This window comes from Streptomyces sp. NPDC104367 (assembly GCF_055583825.1).
The window spans coordinates 61341-85863 of sequence record NZ_JBVJND010000013.1; the positions used below are offsets into that span (position 1 = coordinate 61341).

Sequence of the window (24523 nt, forward strand, 5' to 3'; positions counted from 1 at the left end):
TCCCGAACGGCCAGATACTCCCCAACCGCCTGATGAAGTCCGCGCTCAGCGAGGCGCTGGGCAACAAGGGGAACGCACCGGACGCACGTCTCGGCCGCCTCTACTCGACCTGGAGCCGAGGCGGGTACGGCCTCCTGATCACCGGCAATGTCATGATCGACCGCAGTCAGCTCGGAGAACCGGGCAACATCGTCGTGGAGGACGAGCGCGACCTCGGCGCGCTCTCGCTCTGGGCGAAGGCGGCCCAGGACTCCGGCGTTCCGATCTGGGCGCAGCTCAATCACCCAGGACGCCAGGCCAGTCCCCTGACTCTCGGACACACGCCGGTGGCGCCCAGCGCGATCGCATCGAAGCTCCCCGGGGCCGCGACGCCCCGCGAGTTGCGGCCGGCGGAGATCGAGGACCTCATCGAGCGCTTCGCCACAGCGGCGGCCGTGTGTGAGACGGCCGGCTTCAACGGCGTACAGGTGCAGGCCGCCCACGGATATCTCATCTCGCAGTTCCTCTCACCGCTGGTGAACCGGCGCGACGACGAGTGGGGAGGCGATCCCGAGCGGCGGATGCGCTTCGGCCTCGAGGTCGTCCGGCGCATCCGCGCCCGCGTCTCGCCCGGCTTCGCCGTGGCCGTCAAGCTCAACTCGGCGGACTTCCAGCGGGGCGGCTTCAGCGAGGACGAGTCCCGGACGGTACTGGCCGCGCTCGCCCGCGAGGGCATCGACCTCATCGAGGTCAGCGGCGGAAGTTACGAGTCCATGGCCATGAGCGGAACGGCCGCCCCCAGCACCAGGGCGCGCGAGGCGTACTTCCTGGAGTACGCCCGTACCGCGTACGGCGCGCTCTGGAAGAAGGAGATCAGTTCGGCCGGCCCGACGACCCCGCCGAGCGGGTTCGCCTTGGCGGTGGCGCGCAGCCGGAGCCACTGGGCCTGGACGGCGTCGCGCGTGGTCCCGAGGTGGAAGACGGCGTCGTTGGCGGCGACCCAGTCCTCCCAGTCCTTCCAGCGGCCCTCGAAGGCGATGTCCTGCTCCAGGTTGGCCTGGTACCAGATGTTCTCGCGCGAGGGGTTGACGACGCTGTCGACGACCATGCGGCGCACATGGCCCGGGAAGAGCGTCCCGTAGACGGCGCCGAGGTAGGTGCCGTAGGAGACCCCGAGGTAGTTGAGCTTCTTCTCGCCGAGCGCGGCCCGGATGACGTCCAGGTCGCGTGCGGTGTTCGGGGTGGTCATCTGCTGGAGCATCGCGCGGCCGGTGCGCTCGGCTCAGCCGTCCGCGTACTGGCGGGCGAGCTTGCGCTGGGCGGTCTTGTCGGCCTCGGTGTCCGGGACCGGGTCGGCCTTGGGCGCCTTCACGAACTCCTGCGGGTCCATGCAGGAGATGGGCGCGGAGTGGCCGACGCCGCGCGGGTCGAAGCCCACGAAGTCGTACGCCTTGGCGGTGTTGACCCACAGTGCGCTCTTGGTGACGACGCGGCGCGGGAAGCGCATGCCGGAGCCGCCCGGGCCGCCGGGGTTGTAGACGAGCGCGCCCTGGCGCTCCGCCTGCGTCCCCGTGTTGCCTATTCGGTCGACGGCGAGCTTGATCTGCTTGCCGTAGGGCTTGGTGTAGTCGAGCGGCACGCTGACCCAGCCGCACTGGATCGGTTTCTCCAGGCCCCAGTCCGCCGGGCAGTCCGCCCAGTCGATGCCGGCCTCGGCGGCCCGGGCGGCGGCGACCGACGCGCCCCACTGCGCCTTGTCCTGGCCGCCCTTGCGGGCCTCGGCACCGGACGCGGGTGCCGCGAGCGCACCGGTGATCAGGGTCGCGCTGACCAGCGCCCCCGTCGATCCGAGCGCCAGCAGCCGGCTCCTCGATCTGAAGTTGTGCCTCAAGTGGGCCCCTCCCCGAACGTGGTTACGAATCGTCAGAGGGGATCCTCCCGGCTGTGAGCCTCCTGAGGACAGGGCGTGAGGGCCGTCTTTACCAATCCGATAACCGGACGATCACGTCCCGCTGAGCGGAGCACGGAGGGGGCACCGAACAGATCACCGAGGGGACGGGGAGCGTTTCAGCCACCGAGGTGGTGCAGCGCCTCGTCCAGTACCCGCCGCAGCCGCAGCGCGTCGGCCGCCACCGCACTGACCAGGACGGCGGGTCCGGCGAGCGGAGCGAGCGACGCGTACTCCCCCAGCATCCGCGCCGCCACCGGCTCCACCGCGAACTCCGGCCGTACGACGACGAGTTGTCCGACGGCACGGTGTCCCGCCAGTACGGCGGGCCCGTCCCAGCCACCGGGTGCCCCGGGTCCGCAGGCGAGCTCCTGGTCGAGCACGAGCCGGCCGCCGATCCGCACGGCGAGCCTGCTGGTCAGCCGCCCGGGCTCCTCCCCGACCCGCCCCAGCACCTGCTCCTCGCGCAGCACCAGCCGCCCGCCCGCCGCGACGTCGACGCGGGTCGCGACCTGTAGATCACTCCCCTTGGCCGAGATCAACTGCTCGGGCAGCCAGCGCAGTTCACCGCCGTCGGCGACATCGAGCCGCACGTCGTAGCGTGCCTCGCCCTTGGTCTGTCCCGGCAGCGCGATGGTGGCGGCGGCCGACCCGACGGACAGCCGCGCCCCCTCCGCCACCTGTGCCTCGACCGCGAACCGGTCGCCGCCGAGGGGTCCGCTCATCGCCCCGACGACCGTCACCCGGGCCTCGGTCCCGCTGCTCCGGGTGCGCCGCAGCGCGAGCGGTCCCTCCCCCTCCAGCACGGGCAGCGCCGTACCGCCCCGCCCGTCCGGACGGGCGACGATCCGGGCGGTGGCCCGCACCCCGGTGGTGGTCACGCGGTCCACGCGGCGAGCCGCTCCCGCACCCACGCGGCCACGTCCGCGACGCCGGTGTCGCCGCGCAACGACTGGAAGACGACGGGAAGTCCGGCCCGCTGCGCCTTCGCGTCGGCGGCCATCCGGGCCAGGTCCGATCCCACGTAGGGCGCGAGGTCGGTCTTGTTGACGACGAGCAGGTCGGCGGTGGTCACGCCCGGCCCGCCCTTGCGCGGGATGTCGTCGCCGCCGGCCACGTCGATCACGAAGATCTGCGCGTCCACGAGCCCCTTGGAGAAGGTGGCGGTGAGGTTGTCGCCGCCGGACTCGACGAGGATCAGGTCCAGCGGCCCCACCTCGTCCTCCAGGTCCTCCACGGCTTCGAGGTTCGCCGAGATGTCGTCCCGGATCGCGGTGTGCGGGCAGGCGCCCGTCTCCACGGCGGTGATCCGCTCGGGCGGCAGCACGGCCTCCCGCAGCAGGAACTCGGCGTCCTCGCGCGTGTAGATGTCGTTGGTGACGACGGCGAGCGACAGCTCCTCCCGCAGCATCCGGCACAGCGCGGCCACGGTGGCGGTCTTCCCGGACCCGACGGGCCCGCCCAGGCCGATCCGCAGCGCCCTGCGGGTGCCGTCGGGCCGGTGCGCGTCGGCGCTGAGGGCGACGGGACCGTGCTGGTGTTCATGGTCGAGATGCATGTGTACGGCTCCTTGTACGGCGTGGTCTTTCCGACTCGGCTGGGGCAGCGGGGGGCGGGGCTACGACGCGAACAACCGCACCGCCCACCCCGCGTGCCACTCCGCCCCGATCTCCAGCAGCGGCGCCGAAGCCGCGGGCAGCGCGTCCGTACCGCCGCCCCCGGCCGCCCTCCGCGCCGCCTCCACCGCCCGGTCGACCACCCGGTCCACCTCGGGGGCCAGCCGCGCCAGCACCCCGGTCGCCTCGAACGGATCCAGGCTCAGCAGGCGCACCACCGCCGTGGCGGGCCCGCTCACGCACTCGTACGCCGCGCAGTACGCCGCGTCCTCCGCGGACAGCCCCGCGTTCCGGGCCACCACTCCCAACACCACCGGCTGATGGGCCCCCTTGGGGAAGTCCCGTGCCACGGCGTCGAGTTCGGGGCCCGGCCAGGTGGCCCGCGCGGCGCGCAGCAGCTGCCGCCCGAGCCTGCGAGCGGCCGCCCGCAGCGCCGGCGACGGCGTCCGCGCATCGGCGGCCGCGTCCAACTCCCCTACGTCGGCTCCGAGTACCGCGGCCGCGGCGAGTGCCCCCGCCACCAGCCCGGTCGTGTGCAGCCGCCCGCGGCAGAACTCCTCCAGCCCCGCCGCCCCGGTGATCCGTCCGGCCCTGACGGCCGCCTCCGCCCCGCCGGAGTGCGCGTGCCCTCCGGCGGGAAAGCGGCCGTCGGCCAGTACCAGCAACGCTGCCCGAGACACCGCAGACCTCGTCTCTCAGAACAGGAAGTAGCGCTGGGCCATGGGCAGTTCGGCCGCAGGTGTCGCCTCGACCAGCTCCCCGTCGATGTGCACGGCGAAGCTGTCGGGGTCGACCTGGACCCGGGGACGCGCGTCGTTCTCGCGCATGTCCGCCTTGGTCACCCCGCGGGTCGACTCGATGGCGACGAACCGCTTCCCGAGCTGGAGCCGCTCGGGCAGTCCGTCCTCGACGGCGAGCGGGGCGACGAAGTTGAAGGAGTTGGCGGCCGGCGCCCGCCCGATCGCGCCGTACATGGGACGCGGCAGGATCGGCTGGGGCGTCGGGATCGACGCGTTGGCGTCGCCCATCTGCGCGTAGGCGATCTGGCCGCCCTTGAGGACGAGATGCGGCTTGACCCCGAAGAACGCGGGCTCCCAGAGCACGAGGTCGGCGAGCTTGCCGCTCTCGACCGAGCCGATCTCGCGCGCCAGCCCCTGGGCGAGCGCCGGGTTGATCGTGTACTTGGCGACATAGCGGCGTACCCGGAGGTTGTCGGCGCGCCCGTCGCCGGGGAGCGCGCCCCGCCGCCGCTTCATCACGTGCGCGGTCTGCCAGGTGCGCAGGATGACCTCGCCGACGCGTCCCATGGCCTGTGCGTCGGACGAGATGATCGAGATCGCGCCCAGGTCGTGCAGCACGTCCTCGGCGCCGATGGTCGACGGCCGGATCCGGGACTCGGCGAAGGCCAGGTCCTCCGGCACCGCCGGGTTGAGGTGGTGGCACACCATCAGCATGTCGAGGTGTTCCTCGGCGGTGTTGACCGTGTAGGGCCGGGTCGGGTTCGTCGAGCTCGGCAGCACGTGCGGCTCGGAGACGACGGTCATGATGTCCGGCGCGTGCCCGCCGCCGGCGCCTTCGGTGTGGTAGGCGTGGATGCCCCGCCCGCCGATGGCGGCCAGCGTGTCCGCCACGAACCCCGCCTCGTTCAGCGTGTCGGTGTGGATGGCCACCTGGACGCCCGTGCGGTCGGCGACGGTCAGGGCCGCGTCGATGACGGCCGGGGTGGAGCCCCAGTCCTCGTGCAGTTTCAGGCCCAGCGCGCCGCCCCGGATCTGGGACAGCATCGCCTCGTGCGAGACCGTGTTGCCCTTGCCGAGGAAGCCGATGTTCAGGGGGTACTGCTCCATCGCCTCCAGCATCCGGGCGAGGTGCCAGGGGCCGGGGGTGACGGTGGTCGCCTTGGACCCCTCGGCGGGCCCGGTGCCACCGCCCACCAGGGTGGTGACGCCCGAGGACAGCGCCTCGTCGGCGATCTGCGGGCAGATGAAGTGGACGTGCGCGTCGACGCCGCCCGCGGTGAGGATCCGTCCGTTGCCGGCGATGACCTCGGTCTCGGGGCCGATCACCAGGTCGGGGTGGACCCCGTCCATGGTGTCGGGGTTGCCGGCCTTGCCGATGCCGGTGATCCGGCCGTCGCGGATGCCGACGTCGGCCTTGACGATGCCCCAGTGGTCGACGATCACCGCACCGGTGACGACCGTGTCGGGGGTGCCGTCTGCGCGCGTAGCGCGCGACTGGCCCATGGACTCGCGGATGACCTTGCCACCGCCGAAGACCGCCTCGTCACCGGCGAGCCCGGGGCCGCCGGAGCGGTCCTCCTCGATCTCGATCAGCAGGTCGGTGTCGGCGAGCCGGATCCGGTCGCCGGTGGTCGGGCCGAACAGGTCCGCGTACGCGGCGCGGGAGATCTCAGGCATCGAGGGCACCTCCGGTCTCGCCGCGCAGTCCGGGCACCACACGGGCACCGGCGAGCGGGACGAGCTCGACGTCGACGGGGATGCCGGGCTCGAAGCGGACGGCGGTGCCGGCGGCGACGTTCAGCCGCTTGCCGCGGGCCGCGTCCCGGTCGAACTCCAGTCCGGGGTTGGCCTCGGCGAAGTGGTAGTGGGAGCCGACCTGGACGGGCCGGTCGGCGGCGTTGAGCACGGTCAGCCGGGTGACCTCGCGGTCCGCGTTGAATACGACGGGCCCGTCGGCGAAGAGCACCTCTCCGGGAATCATCGGCGGCCCCCTCAGACGATCGGGTCGTGGACGGTGACGAGCTTGGTGCCGTCCGGGAAGGTCGCCTCGACCTGGACGTCGTGGATCATCTCGGGGATGCCCTCCATGACGTCGTCCCTGGTCAGGAGCTTGCGGCCGGAAGCCATGAGTTCGGCGACGGTACGGCCGTCACGTGCCCCTTCGAGGATGTGCGACGTGATCAGGGCGACGGCCTCGGGGTGGTTCAGCCTGAGCCCGCGGGCCCGGCGCTTCTCGGCGACGTCGGCCGCCACGTGGATCAGCAGCCTCTCTTGCTCGTGCGGGGTCAGTTGCACGTCCCACCTCACAGTCCTCGCTCCGGACCGTGCGGGGTCCGGTTGCCGCGGCCACCGCGACAGATTGGGCTCACGGACCCAATCCGGCTAGGAAAACCCCAGGTGGCGTGGTTCGGCAGGCTAGTTTGCCGGAGTTTCGGTGACGTTAACCGGACCTTGATCACTCCATGACCGGCGCATGGCCGGGGGCTCCGGCGGCCGGGAGCCCGGCGGCTAGGACCCCGCGGCCCGGCGGTGTTCCGCGGCGATGCCGAAGCGGGCGCGGTCGGGGCGGGCGGGGGCGGCGGACTCGCGGACCGTGGAGACGGAGCTGACCACCTGGTCCTCGGCGGCTTCCGGGAGGTCTTCGAGGCGTTCGAGGTCGGCGGCGGAGACGAGGGCGACCAGCGGCTTGCCGTGTCGGGTCACGACGACGCGCTCACCGCCGTACACCACCCGGTTGATCAGTTCGGCGAGCTCAGCCCTGGCTTGCGTCACCGGAATCTCGTAGGCCATGGCTCCAGCTTACGGGGCACCCGCGGCAGTCCTCCTTGTTCGGCGACAGCGGAATCACTCGGCCAGCTCCTGTACGTCCTGTACATTTTTTACGGAGAGACCGGCCCGACACGCGTCAGTCGCCAGGAGGGGTACGTCATGACCCGACCGTCCGCCCGCTATGTGCTGCCCGAGTTCACCGAACGCACCGGTGCCGCGCAACGCACGCTGGATCCGTACTCGAAGCTGCTGGAGAACCGGATCGTGTTCCTCGGCACGCCCGTGGACGAGGTCTCCGCGAACGATGTGACGGCCCAGCTGATGTACCTGGAGCACACCGCCCCGGAGCAGGACATCTCGCTCTACGTCAATTCGCCGGGCGGGTCGTTCAGCGCGATGACGGCGATCTACGACACGGTCCGGTACGTCACCTGTGACGTGGCCACGGTCTGCCTGGGCCAGGCCGGGGCGTCGGCGGCGGTCCTGCTCGCGGCCGGCACCCCGGGCAAGCGGTCCGCGCTGCCGGGGGCGCGCATTCTCCTCCAGCAGCCGTCCCTGCCGGAACCGGTGCGGGGCCGGCCGAGTGATCTGGCCATCCGGGCGGCGGAGTTGGAACGGGTCCGTACCCTGATGGAGGAGATGCTCGTCCGGCACACCGGGCGCACCCCGGAGCAGGTGCGCGAGGACATGGAGCGGGACCTGGTCCTGGACGCCCGGCAGGCGCTGGCGTACGGGCTGGTGGACCTGGTCATGCCCGAGCGCAGGGGCTCGCTCGGCCTGCCGGACGCGGGGTGAGCCGCCGATGCTGCCACCGGAACTTCCGCCGCTGCCCGCGCTCACCCGCGCCGAGGGCGAGTTGATCGACCGTTATCTGGACGTGGTCGATCTGCTGGGCCGTATCAACCCGGCGCAGAACGAGGACACGTATCGTGGCCTGCGCGCCGCGCAGGCGCTGGTGCGCGCCGCTTCCGAGCTGCGTGACGCGCTGGCCCTGATGCACGGCAGGGGCGAGACGGAGCTGCACGGGGACACGCTGGCACGGGCGTTGCGGGTGCTCGACGGTGAGCGCCGGACCGCTCGCGTCGCGCTCCCGCCCGACTGCGTACGCTGACGCGCGCAGGCCGCGGGCCCGGCCGTCGAGGCCGCGTCCGGGCCGGAGTCGAAACGACCCAACGGGGTTACCCCCGTTCAGCGGAGCGCGGCGTGGTTTTACCTGACCGGCGGACCCGCTCGACGTGCGGGTCCGAGGGAGCCCCTGGAGTGCTTTCGCGCAGGTCCGGGGCTACGCAGGGCAGTTGGCGTTGAGTCGAACAGAGCATTGTCCACCCGAACGGGTGGGTGGTGAGTAACCCCACAAATCCCCGATTCCATTGGGATTTTCGGACACACGTGAGTGAAGATCCCTGTCTGACGACAAGCCCCCGCCACAGCGGCGGGGCGGTCCGGGCGGACGCCGAGTCCTGCCGCCGCCCGGATTGACCCGTCGACAGAAGTGCATCGGCAGGAGTGGAGGACCCGAGCAAGACGGGTCGCCGGAACGGTCGCGCCATGACCGGGCCGAGCAGCCCTTGGGGTGAAGCCGCGTCAGCGGCCGGGCAACTTCGCCAGCCCGAATCCGACAGGTCATCCTTCACAGGCGGCTGACGAAGGGTTGCGCATGACTGCGCTCAATCGTGTCCCGTCGCTCATGGCCAGGGCCGGTACGGCCTCGGCGCTGACGATCGCCGCCGTCGGCGGCTCGATCGTGATCCCGGGTGTCGCCTCCGAGGCCTCGGCCGCCACGATGGCGACGAAGGCGCTTCAGGTCGCCGCCTCGAAGAAGGGGTCACCCTACAGGTGGGGCGCCAGCGGACCGAACCGGTTCGACTGCTCCGGGCTGACGCTGTACTCGTTCAAGAAGGCGGGCAAGAGCCTGCCGCGTACGGCGGCCCAGCAGTACAACAAGACCCGTCACATCTCGGCCGGCCACCGCAAGGCCGGGGACCTGGTCTTCTTCCACTCGGGTTCCAGCGTGTACCACGTCGGCATCTACGCCGGGAAGGGAAAGATCTGGCACGCCCCGAAGACCGGGGACGTGGTGAAGCTGCAGAAGATCTGGACCAGGAGCGTCTGGTACGGCCGGGTGAGCTGACCCGGCGACCGGGTGCCGGCCGGCGGGGACTCGGGGCTACGGTTCCTGCTGGCCGGCCGCGGTCACGGTGCCGGCCGGCACCGTCCAGGGCAGTTCGATGGAGACGGTCTTGCCGCCCTCCCGGGTCGGGCGGACCCGGAGTCTGCCGCCGCACTCGGCGGTGAGCCAGCGGATGATGACCATGCCGCGCCCGTTGTCCTGCTGGACCGCGGCGGGAAGTCTCCTGGGGAAGCGGGGGTGACTGTCCGTGACGCCGATGTGGAGGTGTTCGTCGCGGTCGAGGGCGATGTCCACCGTGAAGGTGGGTGACTGTCCGAAGGTGTGCTGTACGGCGTTGGTGGCGAGTTCCGAGACGATGAGGCGGATGGTGTCCGCGGTCTCCGTCTGCGGTGGCAGTCCCCACTCCGCGAGGGTGTCCAGCACATAGGAGCGGGCCGTGGAGACCGAGGCGGGATCGCTCGGCAGAGTGACGGATGCTTCCAGATGGTCTGCCATGGCGACGTCGTCCCTTTCCTCGGGACCGTAGTCCGACACGGTGCGGATGGTTCGAGTACGGTCCCGGACTGGTGCTTCTTCGCCAGACTGCCATTACCGGGCCGGTCACGGGGAGCGATCCACCAAGATGTGCATATATCTGTCGCTCGAAGCGGTGAACTCTGCGACCCCAGACCGTATTTGGGCGGCCCGGAAGGAGTAAGGAGTAGCCCATGCAGAACGGTCCCGCGGTACGCCGCCGAAAACTGGGCGCCGAACTGCGCATGCTGCGCACCGGTGCGGGTCTCACGAGCGGTGAGGCCGCCCGTCTGGTGGGCTGGCACCAGTCGAAGGTGAGCCGGATAGAGACCGGCGCCAGCGGTGTGAAACCGGCCGATGTGCGGTTACTCCTGGACGCCTACGGCGTGACCGAGGGGCAGTTGCGCGAGTTGCTGCTGGTGCTGGCGGGGTCGGAGGACACGGCCGGACGGCACCACTGGTGGCACGCCTACCGCGGGGTGCTGCCGCCCGCCTACCGGGACTTCATCAGCCTGGAGTCGCAGGCGAGCGCGATGCGCACGCTGGAGACCTCGGTGGTACCGGGGCTGTTGCAGACGTCCGAGTACGCGCGGGCCGTCACCCGGGTGGCCGCCGAGGGACTCGACGACGAGGCGCTGGACACCCTGGTGGAAGTGCGCCTGGCCAGGCAGGACGTGCTGCGCAACGATCCGCCGCTGCGGCTGAGCGCGGTCCTGGACGAGGCGGTGCTGCGCCGTGAGGTCGGCGGCCCGGGGGTGATGGCCCGCCAGCTGCACCGGCTGATGGAGGCGGCGAGGCTGCCCCAGGTGCGGATCCAGGTGCTGCCGTTCCAGGCCGGTGCGCATATCGGCATCACCGGCCCTTTCGTAATCTTCTCATTTCCGAGCACTTCTGATCTGGATGTGGTTGTTCTCGACCAGTTGACGAGTAGCCTCTACCTGGAGCGGAAAGAAGACCTCCAGGCCTATGCGGAGGCCTTCGACACCCTTCAGATCCACGCGCTTTCGCCCGAGGACTCGTTGGATTTCATCGCCGGGATAAGTGACGGCACGTAAGGAGGCACCATGACTGCACTGCCTCGGCACGTTCCTTCCAGTACCGATCTGCTCGGCGTGCGGTGGCTGCGCAGCAGTCACAGCACCGGAGCGAACAACTGCGTGGAGACCGCACGGCCGCACTCCGGTGCGCCCGCCGGACTGCTCGCCGTGCGTGACTCCAAGGACCCGGCCGGACCCGCGCTGCTCTTCTCCCCCGAGAGCTGGACGGGTTTCCTGGCCGTGTTCACCGACTGATCAGCGCGGAACCGCACCCGTATCCACCCGCGAGCGGCACCCGGCCGTGTCACGCCGACTCATGGTCGTGTCTCGCCGATCACCCGTACAGCGCGTTCGATCTCGGCCCCGGAGAGGTCGGCCCGGGCGGTCAGCCTGAGCCGTGAGACTCCGTCCGGCACGGAAGGCGGACGGAAACAGCCCACGGCCAGACCTGCCGTCCGGCAGTCGGCCGCCCATCGCACGGCCCGCTCCGGGGACGGTGCCCGCACGGAGACCACCGCGGCGTCCGGCCGTACCGCTTCCAGACCCGCGGCGGTCAGCCGTGCGTGCAGCTCGGCGGCCACCTCGCGGGCCCGGGCCGCGCGCCCGGGCTCGCGCCGCAGCAGCCGCAGGGCCGCCAGCGCCGCCCCCGCCGCCGCGGGGGCCAGACCGGTGTCGAAGATGAAGGTGCGGGCCGCGTTGACCAGATGGTCGACCACCCGGGCCGGACCCAGCACGGCCCCGCCCTGACTGCCCAGCGACTTGGACAGGGTCACGGTCGCCACCACGTCGTCGGCACCGGCCAGCCCGGCCGCGAACGGCGCCCCCCGCCCGCCGTCCCCGAGGACGCCGAGCCCGTGCGCGTCGTCGACGAGGAGCCCGGCGCCGTGCTCCCGGCACGCCCCGGCCAGGGCGGCGAGCGGGGTCGCGTCGCCGTCGACGGAGAACACCGTGTCGGAGACGACCACCGCGGGCCCCTCGTGGGTGCCGAGCGCCTTGCGCACCGCGTCCGGGTCGGCGTGCCCGACGACCTGGGTGGTGCCCCGGGCCAGCCGGCAGCCGTCGATCAGGGAGGCGTGGTTGAGGGCGTCGGAGACGATCAGCGAGCCGTGCGGGCCGAGCGTGGTGACGGCGGCGAGGTTGGCCGCGTAGCCGGAGGAGAAGACCAGGGCCGCCTCGAACCCGCAGAATTCGGCCAGCTCGCGCTCCAGCTCGGTGTGGAGCTCGGTCGTGCCGGTCACCAGCCGGGAGCCGGTGGCTCCGCCGCCCCAGGTCCGGGCCGCCCCGGCGGCGCCCTCGGCGACCTCGGGATGGCCGGCCAGGCCCAGGTAGTCGTTGCTCGCGAGGTCCAGCAGCGGCGAATCGGCGGGACGGGGGCGCAGGGTCCGTTCGAGTCCGGCGCGGCGGCGCAGCTCCGCCTGTTCGTCGATCCAGCCGAACGCCATGACCCCTCCGGTGATTTTGTAGGCAATGAACAGACCCTAGCGGGACCGTCGGGCACCCACTGTGTGGTGATACCCACATGTCGATCTGCCAGGGTTGTGCGAACTCTCCTTGGCCCGGGGCAGCCTCGTAGTACAGGATCGGCTCTCATGGACCTGCTGAACACGCTGGTGGACAAGGGGCTTCGGCGCGAGCTGCCGACCCGCGAGGAAGCGCTCGCCGTGCTGGCGACCTCGGACGACGACGTGCTCGACGTGGTGGCCGCGGCCGGCAAGGTGCGCCGGCAGTGGTTCGGCCGGCGCGTGAAACTCAACTACCTGGTCAACCTCAAGTCGGGCCTGTGCCCGGAGGACTGCTCCTACTGCTCGCAGCGGCTGGGCTCCTCGACCGGCATCCTCAAGTACAGCTGGCTGAAACCCGACGAGGCCTCCAGGGCGGCCGCCGCGGGGCTCGCCGGGGGCGCCAAGCGGGTCTGCCTGGTGGCCTCCGGGCGCGGCCCGACCGACCGGGACGTGGACCGGGTCGCCGGCACCATCAAGGCGATCAAGGAGCAGAACGAGGGCGTCGAGGTGTGCGCCTGTCTCGGTCTGCTCTCCGACGGCCAGGCCGAGCGGCTGCGCGAGGCGGGCGCGGACGCCTACAACCACAACCTCAACACGTCCGAGGGGACGTACGGGGACATCACGACCACGCACACGTACGCCGATCGGGTGGACACGGTCAACAAGGCGCACGCGGCGGGTCTGTCGGCCTGTTCGGGCCTGATCGCCGGCATGGGCGAGTCGGACGAGGACCTGGTCGACGTGGTCTTCTCGCTGCGCGAGCTGGACCCGGACTCGGTGCCGGTGAACTTCCTGATCCCGGTCGAGGGCACGCCGCTGGCCAAGGAGTGGAACCTCACCCCGCAGCGCTGCCTGCGCATCCTGGCGATGGTGCGGTTCGTCTGCCCCGACGTCGAGGTCCGGATCGCGGGCGGCCGCGAGGTGCATCTGCGCACCATGCAGCCGCTCGCGCTGCACCTGGCCAACTCGATCTTCCTCGGCGACTACCTCACCACCGAGGGCCAGGCCGGCCAGGCCGACCTGGAGATGATCGCGGACGCCGGGTTCGTGGTGGAGGGCTCGGACGAGGTGACGCTGCCGCGGCACCGGGCCGACGCCCCGGGCTCCGTCTGCGGGTCGCACGCCGGGGACGCCGGGAACGCCGACGCCGGGTGCGGAGCGCACGCCGGGGCCGGGTGCGGAGCGGGCTGCGGTTCCCACGAGGGCGCCGCTGTCCGCGACTCGGCCGCCGTGGCCACCGCCGCCGCCGAGCCGCGCACCGACCTGGTCGCCGTCCGCCGCCGCGGTGCCGGAACGGACCTCGCGCCCAATGCCTGACCTGGGCGTCCCCGAACTGCTGGAGCTGGACCGGCGGCACGTCTGGCATCCGTACGGTCCGATGCCCGGCCGGGCCGAACCGCTCGTCGTGGAGTCGGCGAGCGGGGTCCGGCTGCGGCTGGCGGACGGCTCGGGCGAGCTGGTCGACGGCATGTCGTCGTGGTGGTCGGCGATCCACGGCTACAACCACCCGGTGCTCAACGAGGCCGCGCGCGAGCAGCTCGGCCGGATGAGCCATGTGATGTTCGGCGGGCTCACCCACGAGCCCGCCGTCCGGCTGGCGAAGCTCCTTGTCGACATGTCTCCCGACGGTCTGGAGCATGTCTTCCTCGCCGACTCCGGCTCGGTCTCGGTCGAGGTCGCCGTGAAGATGTGCCTGCAGTACTGGCGTTCGCTCGGCCGGCCCGCGAAACGGCGCCTGCTGACCTGGCGCGGCGGCTACCACGGCGACACCTGGCAGCCGATGTCGGTGTGCGACCCCGAGGGCGGGATGCACGAGCTGTGGTCCGGGGCGCTGCCGCGCCAGGTCTTCGCGGACGCTCCCCCGGCCGGGTACGAGGAGTCGTACGCGGACCATCTGCGGTCCATGGTCGAGCGGCACGCGCACGAGCTGGCCGCGGTGATCGTGGAGCCGGTGGTGCAGGGCGCGGGCGGGATGCGGTTCCACTCCCCCGCCTATCTGCGGGTGCTGCGCGAGGCCTGCGACGCGCACGGCGTGCTGCTGGTCCTCGATGAGATCGCGACCGGCTTCGGCCGTACGGGCGCGCTGTTCGCGGCGGACCACGCGGCCGTCACCCCGGACGTGATGTGCGTGGGCAAGGCGCTGACCGGCGGTTACCTGACGATGGCGGCGACGCTGTGCACACCGCGGGTGGCCGAGGGGATCTCGCGGGGCGAGGTGCCGGTGCTGGCCCACGGGCCGACGTTCATGGGCAACCCGCTGGCGGCGTCGGTGGCCTGTGCCTCGCTCGGGCTGCTGCTCGGGCAGGACTGGCTCGCCGAGGTCAAGCGGATCGAGTCGGGGCTGCGGGACGGGCTGGCGCCCGCGCTGGACCTGCCCGGGGTCCGGGACGTCCGGGTCCTCGGCGCCATCGGGGTCGTTCAGCTCGACCACGAGGTGGACATGCGGGCCGCCACGGCGGCGGCGGTGCGCGAGGGCGTGTGGCTGCGGCCCTTCCGCGACCTGGTCTACACGATGCCGCCGTACGTCACGGGTGACGTGGACGTGGCACGGATCGCGCGTGCGGTGTGCGCCGCGGCGCGGGAGGGATGAACATGCCGATCCTGGTGATCACGGGGACGGGCACGGAGGTCGGCAAGACGGTCGCCACCGCCGCGGTCGCCGCCTCCGCGGTCGCGGCGGGCCGCTCGGTGGCGGTCCTGAAGGCCGCGCAGACGGGGGTACGGCCGGACGAGCGCGGGGACGCCGACGAGGTCGCGCGGCTGGCGGGCGCCGTGACGGCGGTCGAGGTCGCCCGGTTCCCGGAGCCGCTGGCGCCGGGCACGGCGGCGCGGCGGGCCGGGCTGGCGCCGGTGCATCCGCAGGACGTGGCGGAGGCCGCCGCCAAGCTGGCCACCGACCACGATCTGGTGCTGGTCGAGGGCGCGGGCGGGCTGCTGGTCCGGTTCGACGCGGCGGGCGGCACGCTGGCGGACGCGGCCCGGCTACTGAACGCGCCGGTGCTGCTGGTGGCGTCGGCCGGGCTCGGCACCCTCAACACGACCGAGCTGACGGCCCGTGAACTGAGGTTCCGTGAGCTGGAGTTGCTGGGGCTGGTGATCGGCAGCTGGCCGGACTCCCCGGACCTGGCGTCCCGCTGCAATGTGGCCGACCTGCCCGAGGTGGCCGGTGCGCCGCTGCTGGGCGCGCTGCCCGCCGGTTCCGGCGCCCTCGCCCCCGCCGACTTCCGCGCCCAGGCGCCGGGTTGGCTGTCGGCCCGCCTGGACGGCAGCTGGGACGCGGAGGCGTTCCGGGCACGGGAGGCGCGCTAGGGGGGCCGGCCGGTCGGGTGCGGCACCGTCGTGGCTGGTCGTGCGGTTCCCCGCGCCCCCAGAAGAAGGGGCGCGGGGAACCGCGCGGACGACCCCCACACCGCCGCGCCCGACCACCGGCCGGCCCTCCTACGGCAACTCGCCCAGCAGGCGTACCAGTTCGATGCGGGACCGGATGCCCAGGCGGGCGAAGACTCCGCGCAGGTGGTGGTCGATGGTGCGCGGGCTGAGGTTGAGCCGGTCGGCGATCTCCCGGTTCGTGGCGCCCTCGGCCGCCATCCGGGCGACCATGAGCTGCTGCGCGGTGAGGACCGCGGCCGGACCGGTGCCCTCGGTCGGGGCCAACGGCGTTCCCAGGGCGCGGAGTTCGGCGCGGGCCTGGGCCGCGCAGTGCGGGGCGCCGAAGGAGTCGAAGGCCTCCAGGGCGCTGTGCAGCCGGTCACGGGCCTCGGTGCGCTGCCGCAGCCGGCGCAGCGCGCCCGCGAACAGCAGCTCGGTGCGGGCGCGTTCGAAGTCGCGGGTGCCGCGGGCGTGCAGGTCGAGTGCGGCCCGGTAGTGCGGGACCGCCTCCGTGCCGGGGGCGAGCAGGGCCCGGCAGCGGGCGCTGAGCGCGAGGTCGTCGGGGCTGCGGACGGCGGTGGCCCAGCGGTCGTAGTCGGCGTGGGCGGCGCGCGCCACCCGGGTGTCGCCGGTGCGGACGGCGGCCTCGACGTAGTGCGGGGTGGCCAGGTGCCGGATGGCCCGGTGGCCGTGCCCGGGTCCGAAGCCGGCGAGGGCGCGCAGCCGGGCGGCCGCCGCCGGGAAGCGGCCGTTGCTCAGGTCGAGGAAGGCGAGCGCCCACTGGGCGAGGGCGGCGGGCAGGCCGAGTCCGTGTGCCAGGGCGTACGAGCGGACGGCGGCCGCGCGCTCCCGGCAGCTCTCCTCGTCGCCGGTGACGGCGGCGAACATGGCGAGCGCGGCCTCCAGGTGGCAGGCGCCGTTGTCCTGCCCGGTGGCGTGGGCCTGGTGCAGGGCCTCGCGGGTGGCGGCCTCGGCGGCCCGGGTGCGGCCGGTCCAGAAGTCGGCGTAGGCGCGGAACTCCATGGCCTGGACGGCGGTGGCCGGGACACCCCGGGCACGGGCGGAGGCGGCGGCCCGGAGGGTGGCGGTGACGGCCCGGTTGGGGTCGCCGAGCATCAGCGCGGCCATCCCGGAGTGGATCAGCAGCCCGGGGTCGCCGCCGGGGCCGCAGCGGCCGGCGGTGCTCTTGAGCAGGGTGCGGGCGTCGTCGTAGCGGCCCTCGACGGCGGCGGCGAGTCCGGCGAGGGTGCCGGGCGGGGAGAGGCCGAGCCAGTGGGCCATGACGTGGGCCTCGCGGCAGCGTCTGAGGTCGCCGGTGTAGACGGCGGCCTCGGTGGCGAGGGCGAGGAGTTCCGCGGACTCGGCGGAACGTTCCTGCCGTACGGCGGCGGTGAGCAGGGCGTCGAAGGCCTCGGCGGCGTTGCCGGCTCTGAGGGCGAGGACACCGCCCAGGGCGGCGTTGTCGGTACGGGCGGCGAGGCGTCTGGCCCGGTCGGACTCGCCGGAGCGCCAGGCGTCGGCGGCGGCCCCGGCGAGCAGCCGGGACTCCTCGACGGGGTCGGCGCACAGGTCGGCGGCGCGTTCGGCGAGGGCGCGGGCGAGGGCGGGTCTGCCCTCGGCGCGGGCGCGGTCGGCGGCGGTGCGCAGTTCGGCCGCGAGCCGGGTGCTGGGGCCGAGCGCGGCGGCGCCCCGGTGCCAGGAGCGGCGGGTCGTCTCGGTGCGGCCGCCCAGTACCCGGCCGAGCAGTTGGTGGGCCGCGCGCCGGTCGGCCGGCGAGGCGGTCTCGTAGGCGGCGATCCTGGTCCAGGCGTCCCGGAAGAAGACCCCGCCGGGGGTGGCGTGGGCGACCCCGGCGGTCTCGGCGGCCTCCAGCGGGCGGGTGTCGATCCGGCCGGCGGTCACGGCGCGCAGGAAGGCGTGGGTGGCGACCGGGTACTGGTCGGCGGCGGCGAGGAGCAGCAGCAGCCGGGTGTCGTCCGGCAGGGCGCGGATCTCCCGGCGCAGGGCGTGCAGCAACCGCGGTGCCAGTTCGGCGGGTTCGACGGGCAGCGGATCGGCGCCGGCCGCCTGCCGTTCGGTGAGACGCGGCACGAGTTCGGCCGCGGCGCGCCGGTCCTCGTATACGACGCGGAGCACCCGGGCGCGGACTCCCTCGGGGAGCGCCGAAGCCGGGCACGGCCCCGCGTCAGTCGTCTGCGGTGGCGAAGTGCGGTCGAGAGGTGGGGGGTTCACCGGTATCACCACACCAAAGACGTTACTGGCGAGTTAGTTGACTCGTAAAGACTGGCGACTTCACCGATGCGGCGCGCGTAGACCTGTCCCGACACTCCTGAACAACCCCACCCGTTTCAGGAGGCATCATGCATCGCGCAAAGCGTCGCATCGCAACGGCTCTGTCGGCGATTGCCGGTTCGCTCCTTCTGTCTCTCCCCCTGGCCACGACTCCCGCGCACGCGGCGAGCCACGACCCGATCGTGTTCGTGCACGGTCTGAGCAGCGACTCCAGCAGTTGGGACGAGTGGATCGCGGACTTCGAGGCGGACGGCTACTCGTCCTCCGAGCTGTACGCGATCTCGTACGACTGGACGAAGTCGAACGTCACCACCGCCTCGACGCTGTCGACCTACATCCAGTCCGTCCTCACCAAGACCGGCGCCTCGAAGGTGGACCTGGTGGTCCACTCCATGGGCGCGCTCAACAGCCGCTACTACCTGAAGAACCTCGGCGGGACCTCGTACGTGGACCACTTCGTGTCGGTCGCCGGGGTGAACCACGGGACGAGCGTCGCCTCGCTGTGCGCGTGGCTGTACACGTCCTGCAAGGAGATGACGACCGGCAGCTCGTTCCTGACCGCCCTGAACTCGGGTGACGAGACGCCGGGCAGCGTCTCCTACGCGGCGTACTGGTCGGACTGCGACGCGGCGATCGACCCGGACACCTCGGCGGAGCTGAGCGGGGCGACCAACGTGGACGTCGGCTGCATCTCGCACACCGACATGAACAACGACTCCGGCGTGTACAAGCTGGTGCACGACTTCATCTCCTAGTCGTGCGCGCGGCCGGACAGCGGGAGTGCGAGGGGCCCGTCCGGGGGACAATCACCGTAGACCTGCTTCCCTCCGGAGGTCGTCATGCGGCTGATGTCCCTCAGCACCGGGAAACCGGTGCGGGATCCCGTCCACCACCCGCTGTTCGCCCGTTTCTACGCCCGGCTCAGCGTGTCCGCCGAGAGCGGGCTCGGCATGGCGGCGGTCCGGGAGCGGCTGCTCGCCGGGCTGTCCGGGCGGGTGATCGAGGTCGGCGCGGGCAACGGGCTCAACTTCGCGCACTATCCGGATCCGGTCGCGGAGGTGGTGGCGATCGAGCCGGAGCGCACCCTGCGCCGGCTGGCGGCCGAGGCCGCCGTACGGGCCGACGTCCCGGTGGACGTGGTGCCGGGCGCGGCGGAGGCGCTGCCGGTCAAGAGCGAGGCCTACGACGCGGCGGTGCTCTCGCTGGTGCTGTGCAGCGTCCGGGACGTGTCACGGGCGCTCGCGGAGGTACGGCGGGTGCTGCGGCCGGGCGGCGAGCTGCGGTTCTTCGAGCACGGCCGGGGCGGCGGACCGGCGATGCGGTTCACCCAGCGGGCCCTGGACGCGACGGTGTGGCCCCTGCTGGCCGGCGGCTGCCATCTGGCCCGGGACCCGGTGGCCGAGCTGCGCGCGGCCGGGTTCGAACTCGGGCCGTACCGGCGGATGACGATGCCGGAGAACGGGCCGCGGCTGCCGGCCTCGTACTGCGTGCTGGGCGTCGCGCGCCGGCCCGTGGGTTCCTGAGGCACCCGCGGCTCCCGTCACAGGCTCCAGCGGCGCAGTTCCTCGGCGATGTCGGCCACGCTCGCCCCGCCGGTCTTCACCAGCCGAGCCAGGTCGCGGACCTGTTCGGGCGAGGTGGCCACCTTGAGGCCGCTGGCGATCAGGTAGGCGTAGGCGACCGAGGACGCGAACAGGGCGTTCGAGCGCTCCAACGCCGGTACGTGGATGAGCAGTTGCAGCAGCGCCGCGGCGCGGGCGTGCGGGCTGTCGTAGACGGGTACGTCGAATATCTCGGCCCGGTGGCGGGCGACGGCGGCGATCAGCGCACCCCAGTCGGTGACCTGCGGGTCCCCGGGGGTCTTCTGTTCGGCGAGCATGAGGAGCCAGGCGAGGTCGATGGTCAGGTCGCTCAAGGGATCAGTGACGGCCTTCGGTCTTGTCGGCGCTGTCGGTGGCGTGCGTCTCGCCGAATTCCTCCGCGAAGACGGACTCGTACTGCTTCATGAAGTCGGCGGCGGCCTCGACGAAGGCCCGGCCCGCCTCACCCGTGTCCTGCATGACCAGTTCCTCTATGTAGCGGTTGACGCTCACGCCGCGCGCGAGAGCGCGTTCGCGGGCCGCCCTGGCGGTGTCCTCGTCCACCCGCACGTTCAGCTGGGTCTTAGCCATGTCTCGAAGCTAGCGCCGGAACGCTAGCAACGGCAAGTCGCACCGGAAATCGAAAAGTGATACCGGCTGTGCGACGGGTCACACTACGCTCGACCCGGACAAAGGGGTCGTGCTATCGGGGAGGCAGTCTTGTCCGCAGCAGCCGCGGGGGTACCCGCCGGCGACGGGGTCGCGGCCCGCGCCCGCGCACTGACCAAGGTGTACGGCTCGGGTGAGACGGCCGTGCGCGCGCTGGACTCGGTGGACGTGGACATCGAGCGGGGCCGTTTCACCGCGGTCATGGGCCCCTCCGGCTCCGGCAAGTCCACGCTGATGCACTGCCTGGCCGGGCTGGACACGGTGTCGGCCGGTCAGGTGTGGCTCGGCGGCACCGAGATCACCGGGCTGAGGGACCGCGAGCTGACCCGGCTGCGCCGGGACCGGATCGGGTTCATGTTCCAGTCGTTCAACCTGATCCCGACGCTGGACGCGGCGGAGAACATCACCCTGCCCATGGACATCGCCGGCCGGAGGCCCGACGAGAAGTGGCTGGACCAGGTCATCGACACGCTGGGCCTGCGCAACCGGCTCCGGCACCGGCCCGCCCAGCTCTCCGGCGGCCAGCAGCAGCGCGTGGCCTGCGCGCGGGCGCTGGCCTCCCGCCCGGAGCTGATCTTCGCCGACGAGCCGACCGGGAACCTGGACTCCCGGGCCGGCCTGGAGGTCCTGGGCTTTCTGCGGGACGCGGTCGACCAGCTCGGCCAGACGGTCGTCATGGTGACCCACGACCCGGGCGCCGCCGCCCACTCCGACCTGGTGCTCTTCCTCGCGGACGGCCGGATGGTGGACCGCATGGAGGGGCCGACGGCGAGCGCGGTGCTGGAGCGCATGCGCCTGCTCTCCGGGGCCGGCCGGCAGGGCCCCGGCGCCGACCCGGACCACGGGTCCGCCGCCCCCGAGGAGGACTGACCCCGTGCTCAGGGCAACCTTGCGGAGCTTCCTGGCCCACAAGGGGCGGCTGCTGCTGTCCGCGCTGGCCATCGTCCTGTCCGTGGCGTTCGTCGCGGGCAGTCTGATCTTCTCCGACACCGTCACCCGCACCTTCGACCGGCTGTTCGCCTCCACCTCCGCCGACGTCACGGTCGAGCCGAAGCAGGAACTCAGGACGGCGGTGTCGAACGGCGCCGTCCAGACCGTGCCGGCCGCGCTGGCGGACCGGGTCGCGAAGGTCGACGGGGTCGCCGGGACGCACGCGGACGTGTCCGTGGAGAACATCGTGGTGGTCGACAGCCACGACGAATCGGTCGGCCCGACCACCGGCGCCCCGACCATCGCCACCGACTGGTACCGCACCCGCCGCAGCCCGGTGCGGCTGACCTCGGGACACGCCCCGCGGGGCGCCGGGCAGGCGCTGCTGGACGCGGACACCGCCGCCAGGAAGCACGTGCGCATCGGGGACACGCTGACCGTGCAGGCCCGGCCCGGCTCCTTCGAGGTGGAGGTCGTCGGCATCGCCACCTTCACCACCACCAACCCGGGCGCCGCCCTGGTCTTCCTCGACCCGTCGGTCGCCGCCGACAGGCTCCTCGGCTCCCCCGGCCGGGCCACCAGCATCTCGGTGGACGCGGCGCCGGGCGTGACCGACGCCCGGCTCAAGGCCCGGATCGGCGCGGCGATCGGGACCGGGACGTACGACCTGAAGACCGCGGACGAGCAGGCGAAGTCCTCGGCGGCGGACCTGGGCGGGTTCCTCGACGTCATCAAGTACGTGATGCTCGGCTTCGCGGGTATCGCGACCCTGGTCGGCGTCTTCCTGATCGTCAACACCTTCTCCATGCTGATCGCCCAGCGCACCCGCGAACTGGGCCTGCTGCGCGCGCTGGGCGCCGACCGGCGGCAGGTGCGGCGGTCCGTGCTCACCGAGGCCGTCCTGCTCGGGCTGGTCGGTTCGACACTGGGCCTGGGCGCCGGGATCGGGCTGGCGTTCGGGCTGATCAAGCTGATGAGCGCGTTCGGCATGAACCTCAGGGCCACCGAGATGGTCGTCGGCTGGGGCACGCCCGTCGCCGCGTACGCCGTCGGCATCGGCGTCACCTTCGTCGCCGCCTACCTGCCCGCCCGGCGCGCGGCCGCCGTGTCGCCGATGGCGGCGCTCGCGGACGCCGAGATCGCCGAGATCGGCAGGCCGCTGAAGGCGCGGGCGGTCGTCGGTTCGGTCGTCGGGGTGCTCGGGGCGGCCGCGCTCGCGGGCTGCGCGGCGGCCACCAGGACCGGCTCCGCGGCCTCGCTGCTCGGCCTCGGGGTCGTCCTGACCCTGGTCGCGACGGTCGTCGCGGGCCCGCTGCTGGTCCGTCCGGTCATCCACGTCCTCGGCGGCGCCTTCCCGGCCCTCTTCGGCCCGGTCGGCCGGATGAGCCAGCGCAACGCCCTGCGCAACCCGCGCCGTACCGGCGCCACGGCCGCCGCGCTCATGGTGGGCCTCGCGCTGGTCGGCGGGATGTCGGTGGCGAGCGCCTCCATGTCCGAGTCCTTCGACCGGCAGATCGACAAGACACTCGGCGCCGACTTCGTCGTCCAGAACGGCAGCTTCCTCCCCTTCACCGAGGAGATCACCGACAAGGTGCGCGCCACCGGGGGCGTGGGTCTCGTCGTACGGCAGCGGTTCGCGCCCGTGGCGGTACGGCTGCCGGACGGCAGGCGGATCACCACCACCGCCTCCGGGTACGACCCCCGGGTCGACGACATCGCCCATGTCGTCTACAAGGGCGGGAACACCGCGGCGGCGCTGGCCGACGGCAGCCTCGGCATGGACGTCACCTTCGCCCGGGACCACGCGGTGCGGCTCGGCAGCGTGATCCCGGTGGAGTTCCAGGGCGGGCGCACCGCCGAGATGCGGGTGGGCGCCCTCACCGACCAGGACGGCGGCAGCGGCTTCGGCACCCAGGGCGGGCTGTTCTTCGGCATCGCCACCGTGGAGAAGTACGCCCCCGGCGCCCAGGACTCCGCGCTGTACGTCAACCGGGCCGCGGGCACGGACACCGACCGGCTGCGCGCGAACCTGGAGCGGACCCTCGCCGCCTATCCCCAGGTGCAGGTCCGCGACCAGGCCGACTACAAGAAGCTGGTCCACGACCAGATCGCCGTGCTCCTCTACCTGGTGTACGCGCTGCTCGGCCTCGCGATCGTGATCGCGGTGCTCGGTGTGGTCAACACCCTCGCGCTGTCGGTCGTGGAGCGGACCCGGGAGATCGGTCTGCTGCGGGCGATCGGGCTGGCCCGGCGGCAGCTGCGGCGGATGATCCGGCTGGAGTCGGTGGTGATCGCGGTGTTCGGCGCGGTGCTGGGGCTCGCGCTGGGCCTGGTGTGGGGCGTGTGCACCCAGCAGGTCCTGGCCCTCCAGGGCATGAAGGCCCTCGCCGTCCCGTGGGGCACGATCGTCGCGGTGGTGATCGGCTCGGCGGTGGTGGGCGTCGTGGCCGCGCTGGTGCCGGCGCTGCGCGCGTCCCGCATGAACGTGCTGGCGGCCATCGCGCACGAATGACGGTGTTCCCGCGGACAGCCCGGACCACGCAGAGACGAGGAGGGTCCATGCCACGCCCGTTCCGCTTCGGGGTCAACCTGCTCACGCCCGCACCGGCCGACGCGTGGCGTGCCCGCTGCCGGCGCGCCGAGGAGCTCGGGTACGACGTGATCCTCGTCCCCGACCACCTCGGGATGCCCGCGCCCTTCCCTGCGCTGGTGGCGGCGGCCGCCGCGACCGAACGGCCGCGGCTGGGCACCTTCGTGCTCAACGCGGCTTTCTGGAACCCGGTGCTGCTGGCCCGTGAGGTGGCGACGACGGCCGCGCTGACCGGCGGCCGTCTCGAACTCGGGCTGGGGACGGGGTATGTGCGGGCGGAGCACGACCGGGCCGGGCTGCCGTTCGGCTCGCCGGGCGAGCGGGTGGCCCATCTGCGGCGCACGGTAGCGGAGTTGGCGGCATCCGAGGAGGTCCGGGTGCCACTGCTGATCGGCGGCAACGGCGACCGGATGCTGCGGCTGACCGCCGAGCACGCGGACATCGCGGCCTTCGCCGGGGCCCGGCTGGTGCCGGGGGACACCGAGGGCCGGCTGGAGCCGGTCACCGCCGAGGAGCTGGACGAACGGGTGGCCCGCTACGCGAAGTGGGCGGCGGACCGCGCGGAGCCCGCCGAGCGGAACCTGCTCGTGCAGCTGGTGACGGTGACCGACGACCCCGCGTCCGCGCTGGCTCCGCTGCTGGGCCGGCAGCCGCGGCTGACCCTGGAGCGGGCCCTCGCGCTGCCGGTCGTCCTGGTCGGCACCCTGGCGGAGGTCGTGGCACGGGTGCGGGGGCTGCGCGAGCGGTACGGCATCTCGTACCTGACCGTCCTGGAGCCCTCCATGGAGGCGTTCGCGCCGGTGATCGCGGAGCTGTCCGCATAGTGGAATCCGCGGGCGCGGGCATCCGGCCGTGATG

The 24523-nt window shown here is 72.7% G+C and carries 25 protein-coding genes, 2 pseudogenes and 1 riboswitch; of the genes and pseudogenes, 14 read left to right on the forward strand and 13 right to left on the reverse strand.

Going from position 1 to position 24523, the window contains the following annotated elements; translation table 11 throughout:
* Positions 1–32: 32 nt before the first annotated feature.
* Positions 33–848: pseudogene (locus ACZ619_RS20720) on the forward strand (oxidoreductase); the annotation flags it as partial.
* Here the strand turns inward: ACZ619_RS20720 and ACZ619_RS20725 are convergent.
* The 8 genes and pseudogenes from ACZ619_RS20725 to ACZ619_RS20760 form a co-directional block, all read right to left on the reverse strand.
* Positions 761–1837, reverse strand: a pseudogene (locus ACZ619_RS20725) (alpha/beta fold hydrolase); the annotation flags it as partial. The pseudogenes ACZ619_RS20720 and ACZ619_RS20725 overlap by 88 nt on opposite strands.
* Before the next feature lie 209 nt (positions 1838–2046).
* A complete protein-coding gene (locus tag ACZ619_RS20730; protein ID WP_469601226.1) occupies positions 2047–2808 on the reverse strand; it encodes an urease accessory protein UreD in 762 nt (253 codons plus the stop codon).
* A complete protein-coding gene (ureG, locus tag ACZ619_RS20735) occupies positions 2805–3485 on the reverse strand; it encodes an urease accessory protein UreG (RefSeq protein ID WP_469600799.1) in 681 nt (226 codons plus the stop codon). Before ureG ends, ACZ619_RS20730 begins: the two co-directional genes overlap by 4 nt.
* A 60-nt stretch (positions 3486–3545) precedes the next feature.
* Positions 3546–4223: an urease accessory protein UreF gene (locus ACZ619_RS20740; protein ID WP_469600802.1), complete on the reverse strand. Its 678-nt coding sequence runs from the start codon at positions 4221–4223 to the stop codon at positions 3546–3548.
* Between the two features lie 15 nt (positions 4224–4238).
* Positions 4239–5960, reverse strand: coding sequence for an urease subunit alpha (locus ACZ619_RS20745; RefSeq protein ID WP_469600804.1), 1722 nt, complete (start codon positions 5958–5960; stop codon positions 4239–4241).
* Entirely contained in the window at positions 5953–6264 is a 312-nt protein-coding gene (locus ACZ619_RS20750) for an urease subunit beta (RefSeq protein WP_469600807.1), read from the reverse strand. Before ACZ619_RS20750 ends, ACZ619_RS20745 begins: the two co-directional genes overlap by 8 nt.
* A gap of 11 nt (positions 6265–6275) precedes the next feature.
* Positions 6276–6578, reverse strand: coding sequence for an urease subunit gamma (locus ACZ619_RS20755; protein ID WP_037782101.1), 303 nt, complete (start codon positions 6576–6578; stop codon positions 6276–6278).
* A gap of 213 nt (positions 6579–6791) precedes the next feature.
* On the reverse strand, positions 6792–7073 hold the full coding sequence (locus ACZ619_RS20760) for a type II toxin-antitoxin system Phd/YefM family antitoxin (protein ID WP_469600810.1): 282 nt from the start codon (positions 7071–7073) through the stop codon (positions 6792–6794).
* 138 nt (positions 7074–7211) lie between these two features.
* On the opposite strand from ACZ619_RS20760, the gene ACZ619_RS20765 reads away from it, so the two are divergent.
* The 3 genes from ACZ619_RS20765 to ACZ619_RS20775 all read left to right on the forward strand — a co-directional run bounded on the left by ACZ619_RS20765 (position 7212) and on the right by ACZ619_RS20775 (position 9183).
* Complete coding sequence (locus tag ACZ619_RS20765) at positions 7212–7847, forward strand: ATP-dependent Clp protease proteolytic subunit (protein ID WP_469600813.1); 636 nt, start codon at positions 7212–7214, stop codon at positions 7845–7847.
* 7 nt (positions 7848–7854) lie between these two features.
* The gene (locus ACZ619_RS20770; protein ID WP_362323474.1) at positions 7855–8163 is read left to right on the forward strand and encodes a hypothetical protein; all 309 of its coding nucleotides are present in this window, start codon (positions 7855–7857) and stop codon (positions 8161–8163) included.
* Positions 8164–8526: 363 nt separating this feature from the next.
* Positions 8527–8706: riboswitch (cyclic di-AMP (ydaO/yuaA leader) on the forward strand.
* A gap of 3 nt (positions 8707–8709) precedes the next feature.
* Positions 8710–9183, forward strand: a complete 474-nt coding sequence (locus ACZ619_RS20775; protein ID WP_469600815.1) for a C40 family peptidase — start codon at positions 8710–8712, stop codon at positions 9181–9183.
* A gap of 36 nt (positions 9184–9219) precedes the next feature.
* On the opposite strand, the gene ACZ619_RS20780 is transcribed toward ACZ619_RS20775, so the two are convergent.
* The gene (locus tag ACZ619_RS20780; RefSeq protein WP_469601229.1) at positions 9220–9678 is read right to left on the reverse strand and encodes an ATP-binding protein; all 459 of its coding nucleotides are present in this window, start codon (positions 9676–9678) and stop codon (positions 9220–9222) included.
* Positions 9679–9890: 212 nt separating this feature from the next.
* Here ACZ619_RS20780 and ACZ619_RS20785 point away from each other — a divergent pair, with 212 nt between their 5' ends.
* Together ACZ619_RS20785 and ACZ619_RS20790 are read left to right on the forward strand one after the other, a co-directional pair.
* Positions 9891–10751, forward strand: coding sequence for a helix-turn-helix domain-containing protein (locus ACZ619_RS20785; protein WP_469600818.1), 861 nt, complete (start codon positions 9891–9893; stop codon positions 10749–10751).
* 9 nt (positions 10752–10760) lie between these two features.
* A complete protein-coding gene (locus tag ACZ619_RS20790) occupies positions 10761–10988 on the forward strand; it encodes a DUF397 domain-containing protein (RefSeq protein ID WP_469600821.1) in 228 nt (75 codons plus the stop codon).
* Positions 10989–11047: 59 nt separating this feature from the next.
* Here the strand turns inward: ACZ619_RS20790 and ACZ619_RS20795 are convergent, their stop codons facing one another.
* Positions 11048–12175: an 8-amino-7-oxononanoate synthase gene (locus ACZ619_RS20795; RefSeq protein WP_469600824.1), complete on the reverse strand. Its 1128-nt coding sequence runs from the start codon at positions 12173–12175 to the stop codon at positions 11048–11050.
* Between the two features lie 147 nt (positions 12176–12322).
* Between ACZ619_RS20795 and bioB the strand changes: the two genes are divergently transcribed.
* Genes bioB through bioD form a run of 3 tightly spaced genes read left to right on the forward strand, consistent with a single transcriptional unit; the run spans position 12323 to position 15544 of the window.
* Complete coding sequence (gene bioB / locus ACZ619_RS20800) at positions 12323–13552, forward strand: biotin synthase BioB (protein WP_469600826.1); 1230 nt, start codon at positions 12323–12325, stop codon at positions 13550–13552.
* Positions 13545–14825 (forward strand): adenosylmethionine--8-amino-7-oxononanoate transaminase, encoded by a 1281-nt coding sequence (locus tag ACZ619_RS20805; RefSeq protein WP_469600828.1) that lies wholly within the window; start codon positions 13545–13547, stop codon positions 14823–14825. The genes bioB and ACZ619_RS20805 overlap by 8 nt, the downstream gene beginning before the upstream one ends.
* 2 nt (positions 14826–14827) lie before the next feature.
* A complete protein-coding gene (bioD, locus tag ACZ619_RS20810) occupies positions 14828–15544 on the forward strand; it encodes a dethiobiotin synthase (RefSeq protein ID WP_469601231.1) in 717 nt (238 codons plus the stop codon).
* Between the two features lie 129 nt (positions 15545–15673).
* Here the strand turns inward: bioD and ACZ619_RS20815 are convergent, their stop codons facing one another.
* On the reverse strand, positions 15674–17848 hold the full coding sequence (locus tag ACZ619_RS20815) for a helix-turn-helix transcriptional regulator (protein ID WP_469600830.1): 2175 nt from the start codon (positions 17846–17848) through the stop codon (positions 15674–15676).
* A 116-nt stretch (positions 17849–17964) separates the two neighbouring features.
* Between ACZ619_RS20815 and ACZ619_RS20820 the strand changes: the two genes are divergently transcribed.
* Both ACZ619_RS20820 and ACZ619_RS20825 read left to right on the forward strand, forming a co-directional pair.
* Positions 17965–18651 carry an esterase/lipase family protein gene (locus ACZ619_RS20820; protein WP_469600833.1) on the forward strand — a complete coding sequence of 229 codons (687 nt, stop codon included), beginning with the start codon at positions 17965–17967 and terminating at the stop codon, positions 18649–18651.
* Between the two features lie 84 nt (positions 18652–18735).
* Positions 18736–19419 carry a class I SAM-dependent methyltransferase gene (locus ACZ619_RS20825; RefSeq protein WP_469600836.1) on the forward strand — a complete coding sequence of 228 codons (684 nt, stop codon included), beginning with the start codon at positions 18736–18738 and terminating at the stop codon, positions 19417–19419.
* Positions 19420–19436: 17 nt separating this feature from the next.
* Here the strand turns inward: ACZ619_RS20825 and ACZ619_RS20830 are convergent, their stop codons facing one another.
* Positions 19437–19811 (reverse strand): fic family toxin-antitoxin system, toxin component, encoded by a 375-nt coding sequence (locus ACZ619_RS20830; protein WP_469600838.1) that lies wholly within the window; start codon positions 19809–19811, stop codon positions 19437–19439.
* 4 nt (positions 19812–19815) lie between these two features.
* Positions 19816–20067 (reverse strand): toxin-antitoxin system HicB family antitoxin, encoded by a 252-nt coding sequence (locus tag ACZ619_RS20835; RefSeq protein ID WP_469600841.1) that lies wholly within the window; start codon positions 20065–20067, stop codon positions 19816–19818.
* Positions 20068–20196: 129 nt separating this feature from the next.
* Between ACZ619_RS20835 and ACZ619_RS20840 the strand changes: the two genes are divergently transcribed.
* The 3 genes from ACZ619_RS20840 to ACZ619_RS20850 are packed head-to-tail and all read left to right on the forward strand — an operon-like array spanning position 20197 to position 24489.
* On the forward strand, positions 20197–21015 hold the full coding sequence (locus ACZ619_RS20840) for an ABC transporter ATP-binding protein (RefSeq protein WP_469600843.1): 819 nt from the start codon (positions 20197–20199) through the stop codon (positions 21013–21015).
* A 4-nt stretch (positions 21016–21019) separates the two neighbouring features.
* Complete coding sequence (locus ACZ619_RS20845) at positions 21020–23587, forward strand: ABC transporter permease (RefSeq protein WP_469600845.1); 2568 nt, start codon at positions 21020–21022, stop codon at positions 23585–23587.
* Between the two features lie 47 nt (positions 23588–23634).
* Positions 23635–24489, forward strand: a complete 855-nt coding sequence (locus tag ACZ619_RS20850; protein WP_469600848.1) for a TIGR03621 family F420-dependent LLM class oxidoreductase — start codon at positions 23635–23637, stop codon at positions 24487–24489.
* Positions 24490–24523: the final 34 nt, after the last annotated feature.

What these genes read in the sequence shown, in the direction of transcription:
- ACZ619_RS20785 (WP_469600818.1), top strand. Translation starts at nt 9,891, where the DNA reads ATGCAGAACGGTCCCGCGGTACGCCGCCGAAAACTGGGCGCCGAACTG.
- ACZ619_RS20825 (WP_469600836.1), top strand. Translation starts at nt 18,736, where the DNA reads ATGCGGCTGATGTCCCTCAGCACCGGGAAACCGGTGCGGGATCCCGTC.
- ACZ619_RS20760 (WP_469600810.1), bottom strand. Translation starts at nt 7,073, where the DNA reads ATGGCCTACGAGATTCCGGTGACGCAAGCCAGGGCTGAGCTCGCCGAA.
- bioD (WP_469601231.1), top strand. Translation starts at nt 14,828, where the DNA reads ATGCCGATCCTGGTGATCACGGGGACGGGCACGGAGGTCGGCAAGACG.
- ACZ619_RS20750 (WP_469600807.1), bottom strand. Translation starts at nt 6,264, where the DNA reads ATGATTCCCGGAGAGGTGCTCTTCGCCGACGGGCCCGTCGTATTCAAC.
- ACZ619_RS20820 (WP_469600833.1), top strand. Translation starts at nt 17,965, where the DNA reads ATGCATCGCGCAAAGCGTCGCATCGCAACGGCTCTGTCGGCGATTGCC.
- ACZ619_RS20790 (WP_469600821.1), top strand. Translation starts at nt 10,761, where the DNA reads ATGACTGCACTGCCTCGGCACGTTCCTTCCAGTACCGATCTGCTCGGC.
- ACZ619_RS20850 (WP_469600848.1), top strand. Translation starts at nt 23,635, where the DNA reads ATGCCACGCCCGTTCCGCTTCGGGGTCAACCTGCTCACGCCCGCACCG.
- ACZ619_RS20805 (WP_469600828.1), top strand. Translation starts at nt 13,545, where the DNA reads ATGCCTGACCTGGGCGTCCCCGAACTGCTGGAGCTGGACCGGCGGCAC.
- ACZ619_RS20770 (WP_362323474.1), top strand. Translation starts at nt 7,855, where the DNA reads ATGCTGCCACCGGAACTTCCGCCGCTGCCCGCGCTCACCCGCGCCGAG.
- ACZ619_RS20765 (WP_469600813.1), top strand. Translation starts at nt 7,212, where the DNA reads ATGACCCGACCGTCCGCCCGCTATGTGCTGCCCGAGTTCACCGAACGC.
- ureG (WP_469600799.1), bottom strand. Translation starts at nt 3,485, where the DNA reads ATGCATCTCGACCATGAACACCAGCACGGTCCCGTCGCCCTCAGCGCC.
- bioB (WP_469600826.1), top strand. Translation starts at nt 12,323, where the DNA reads ATGGACCTGCTGAACACGCTGGTGGACAAGGGGCTTCGGCGCGAGCTG.
- ACZ619_RS20835 (WP_469600841.1), bottom strand. Translation starts at nt 20,067, where the DNA reads ATGGCTAAGACCCAGCTGAACGTGCGGGTGGACGAGGACACCGCCAGG.
- ACZ619_RS20780 (WP_469601229.1), bottom strand. Translation starts at nt 9,678, where the DNA reads ATGGCAGACCATCTGGAAGCATCCGTCACTCTGCCGAGCGATCCCGCC.
- ACZ619_RS20795 (WP_469600824.1), bottom strand. Translation starts at nt 12,175, where the DNA reads ATGGCGTTCGGCTGGATCGACGAACAGGCGGAGCTGCGCCGCCGCGCC.
- ACZ619_RS20775 (WP_469600815.1), top strand. Translation starts at nt 8,710, where the DNA reads ATGACTGCGCTCAATCGTGTCCCGTCGCTCATGGCCAGGGCCGGTACG.
- ACZ619_RS20745 (WP_469600804.1), bottom strand. Translation starts at nt 5,960, where the DNA reads ATGCCTGAGATCTCCCGCGCCGCGTACGCGGACCTGTTCGGCCCGACC.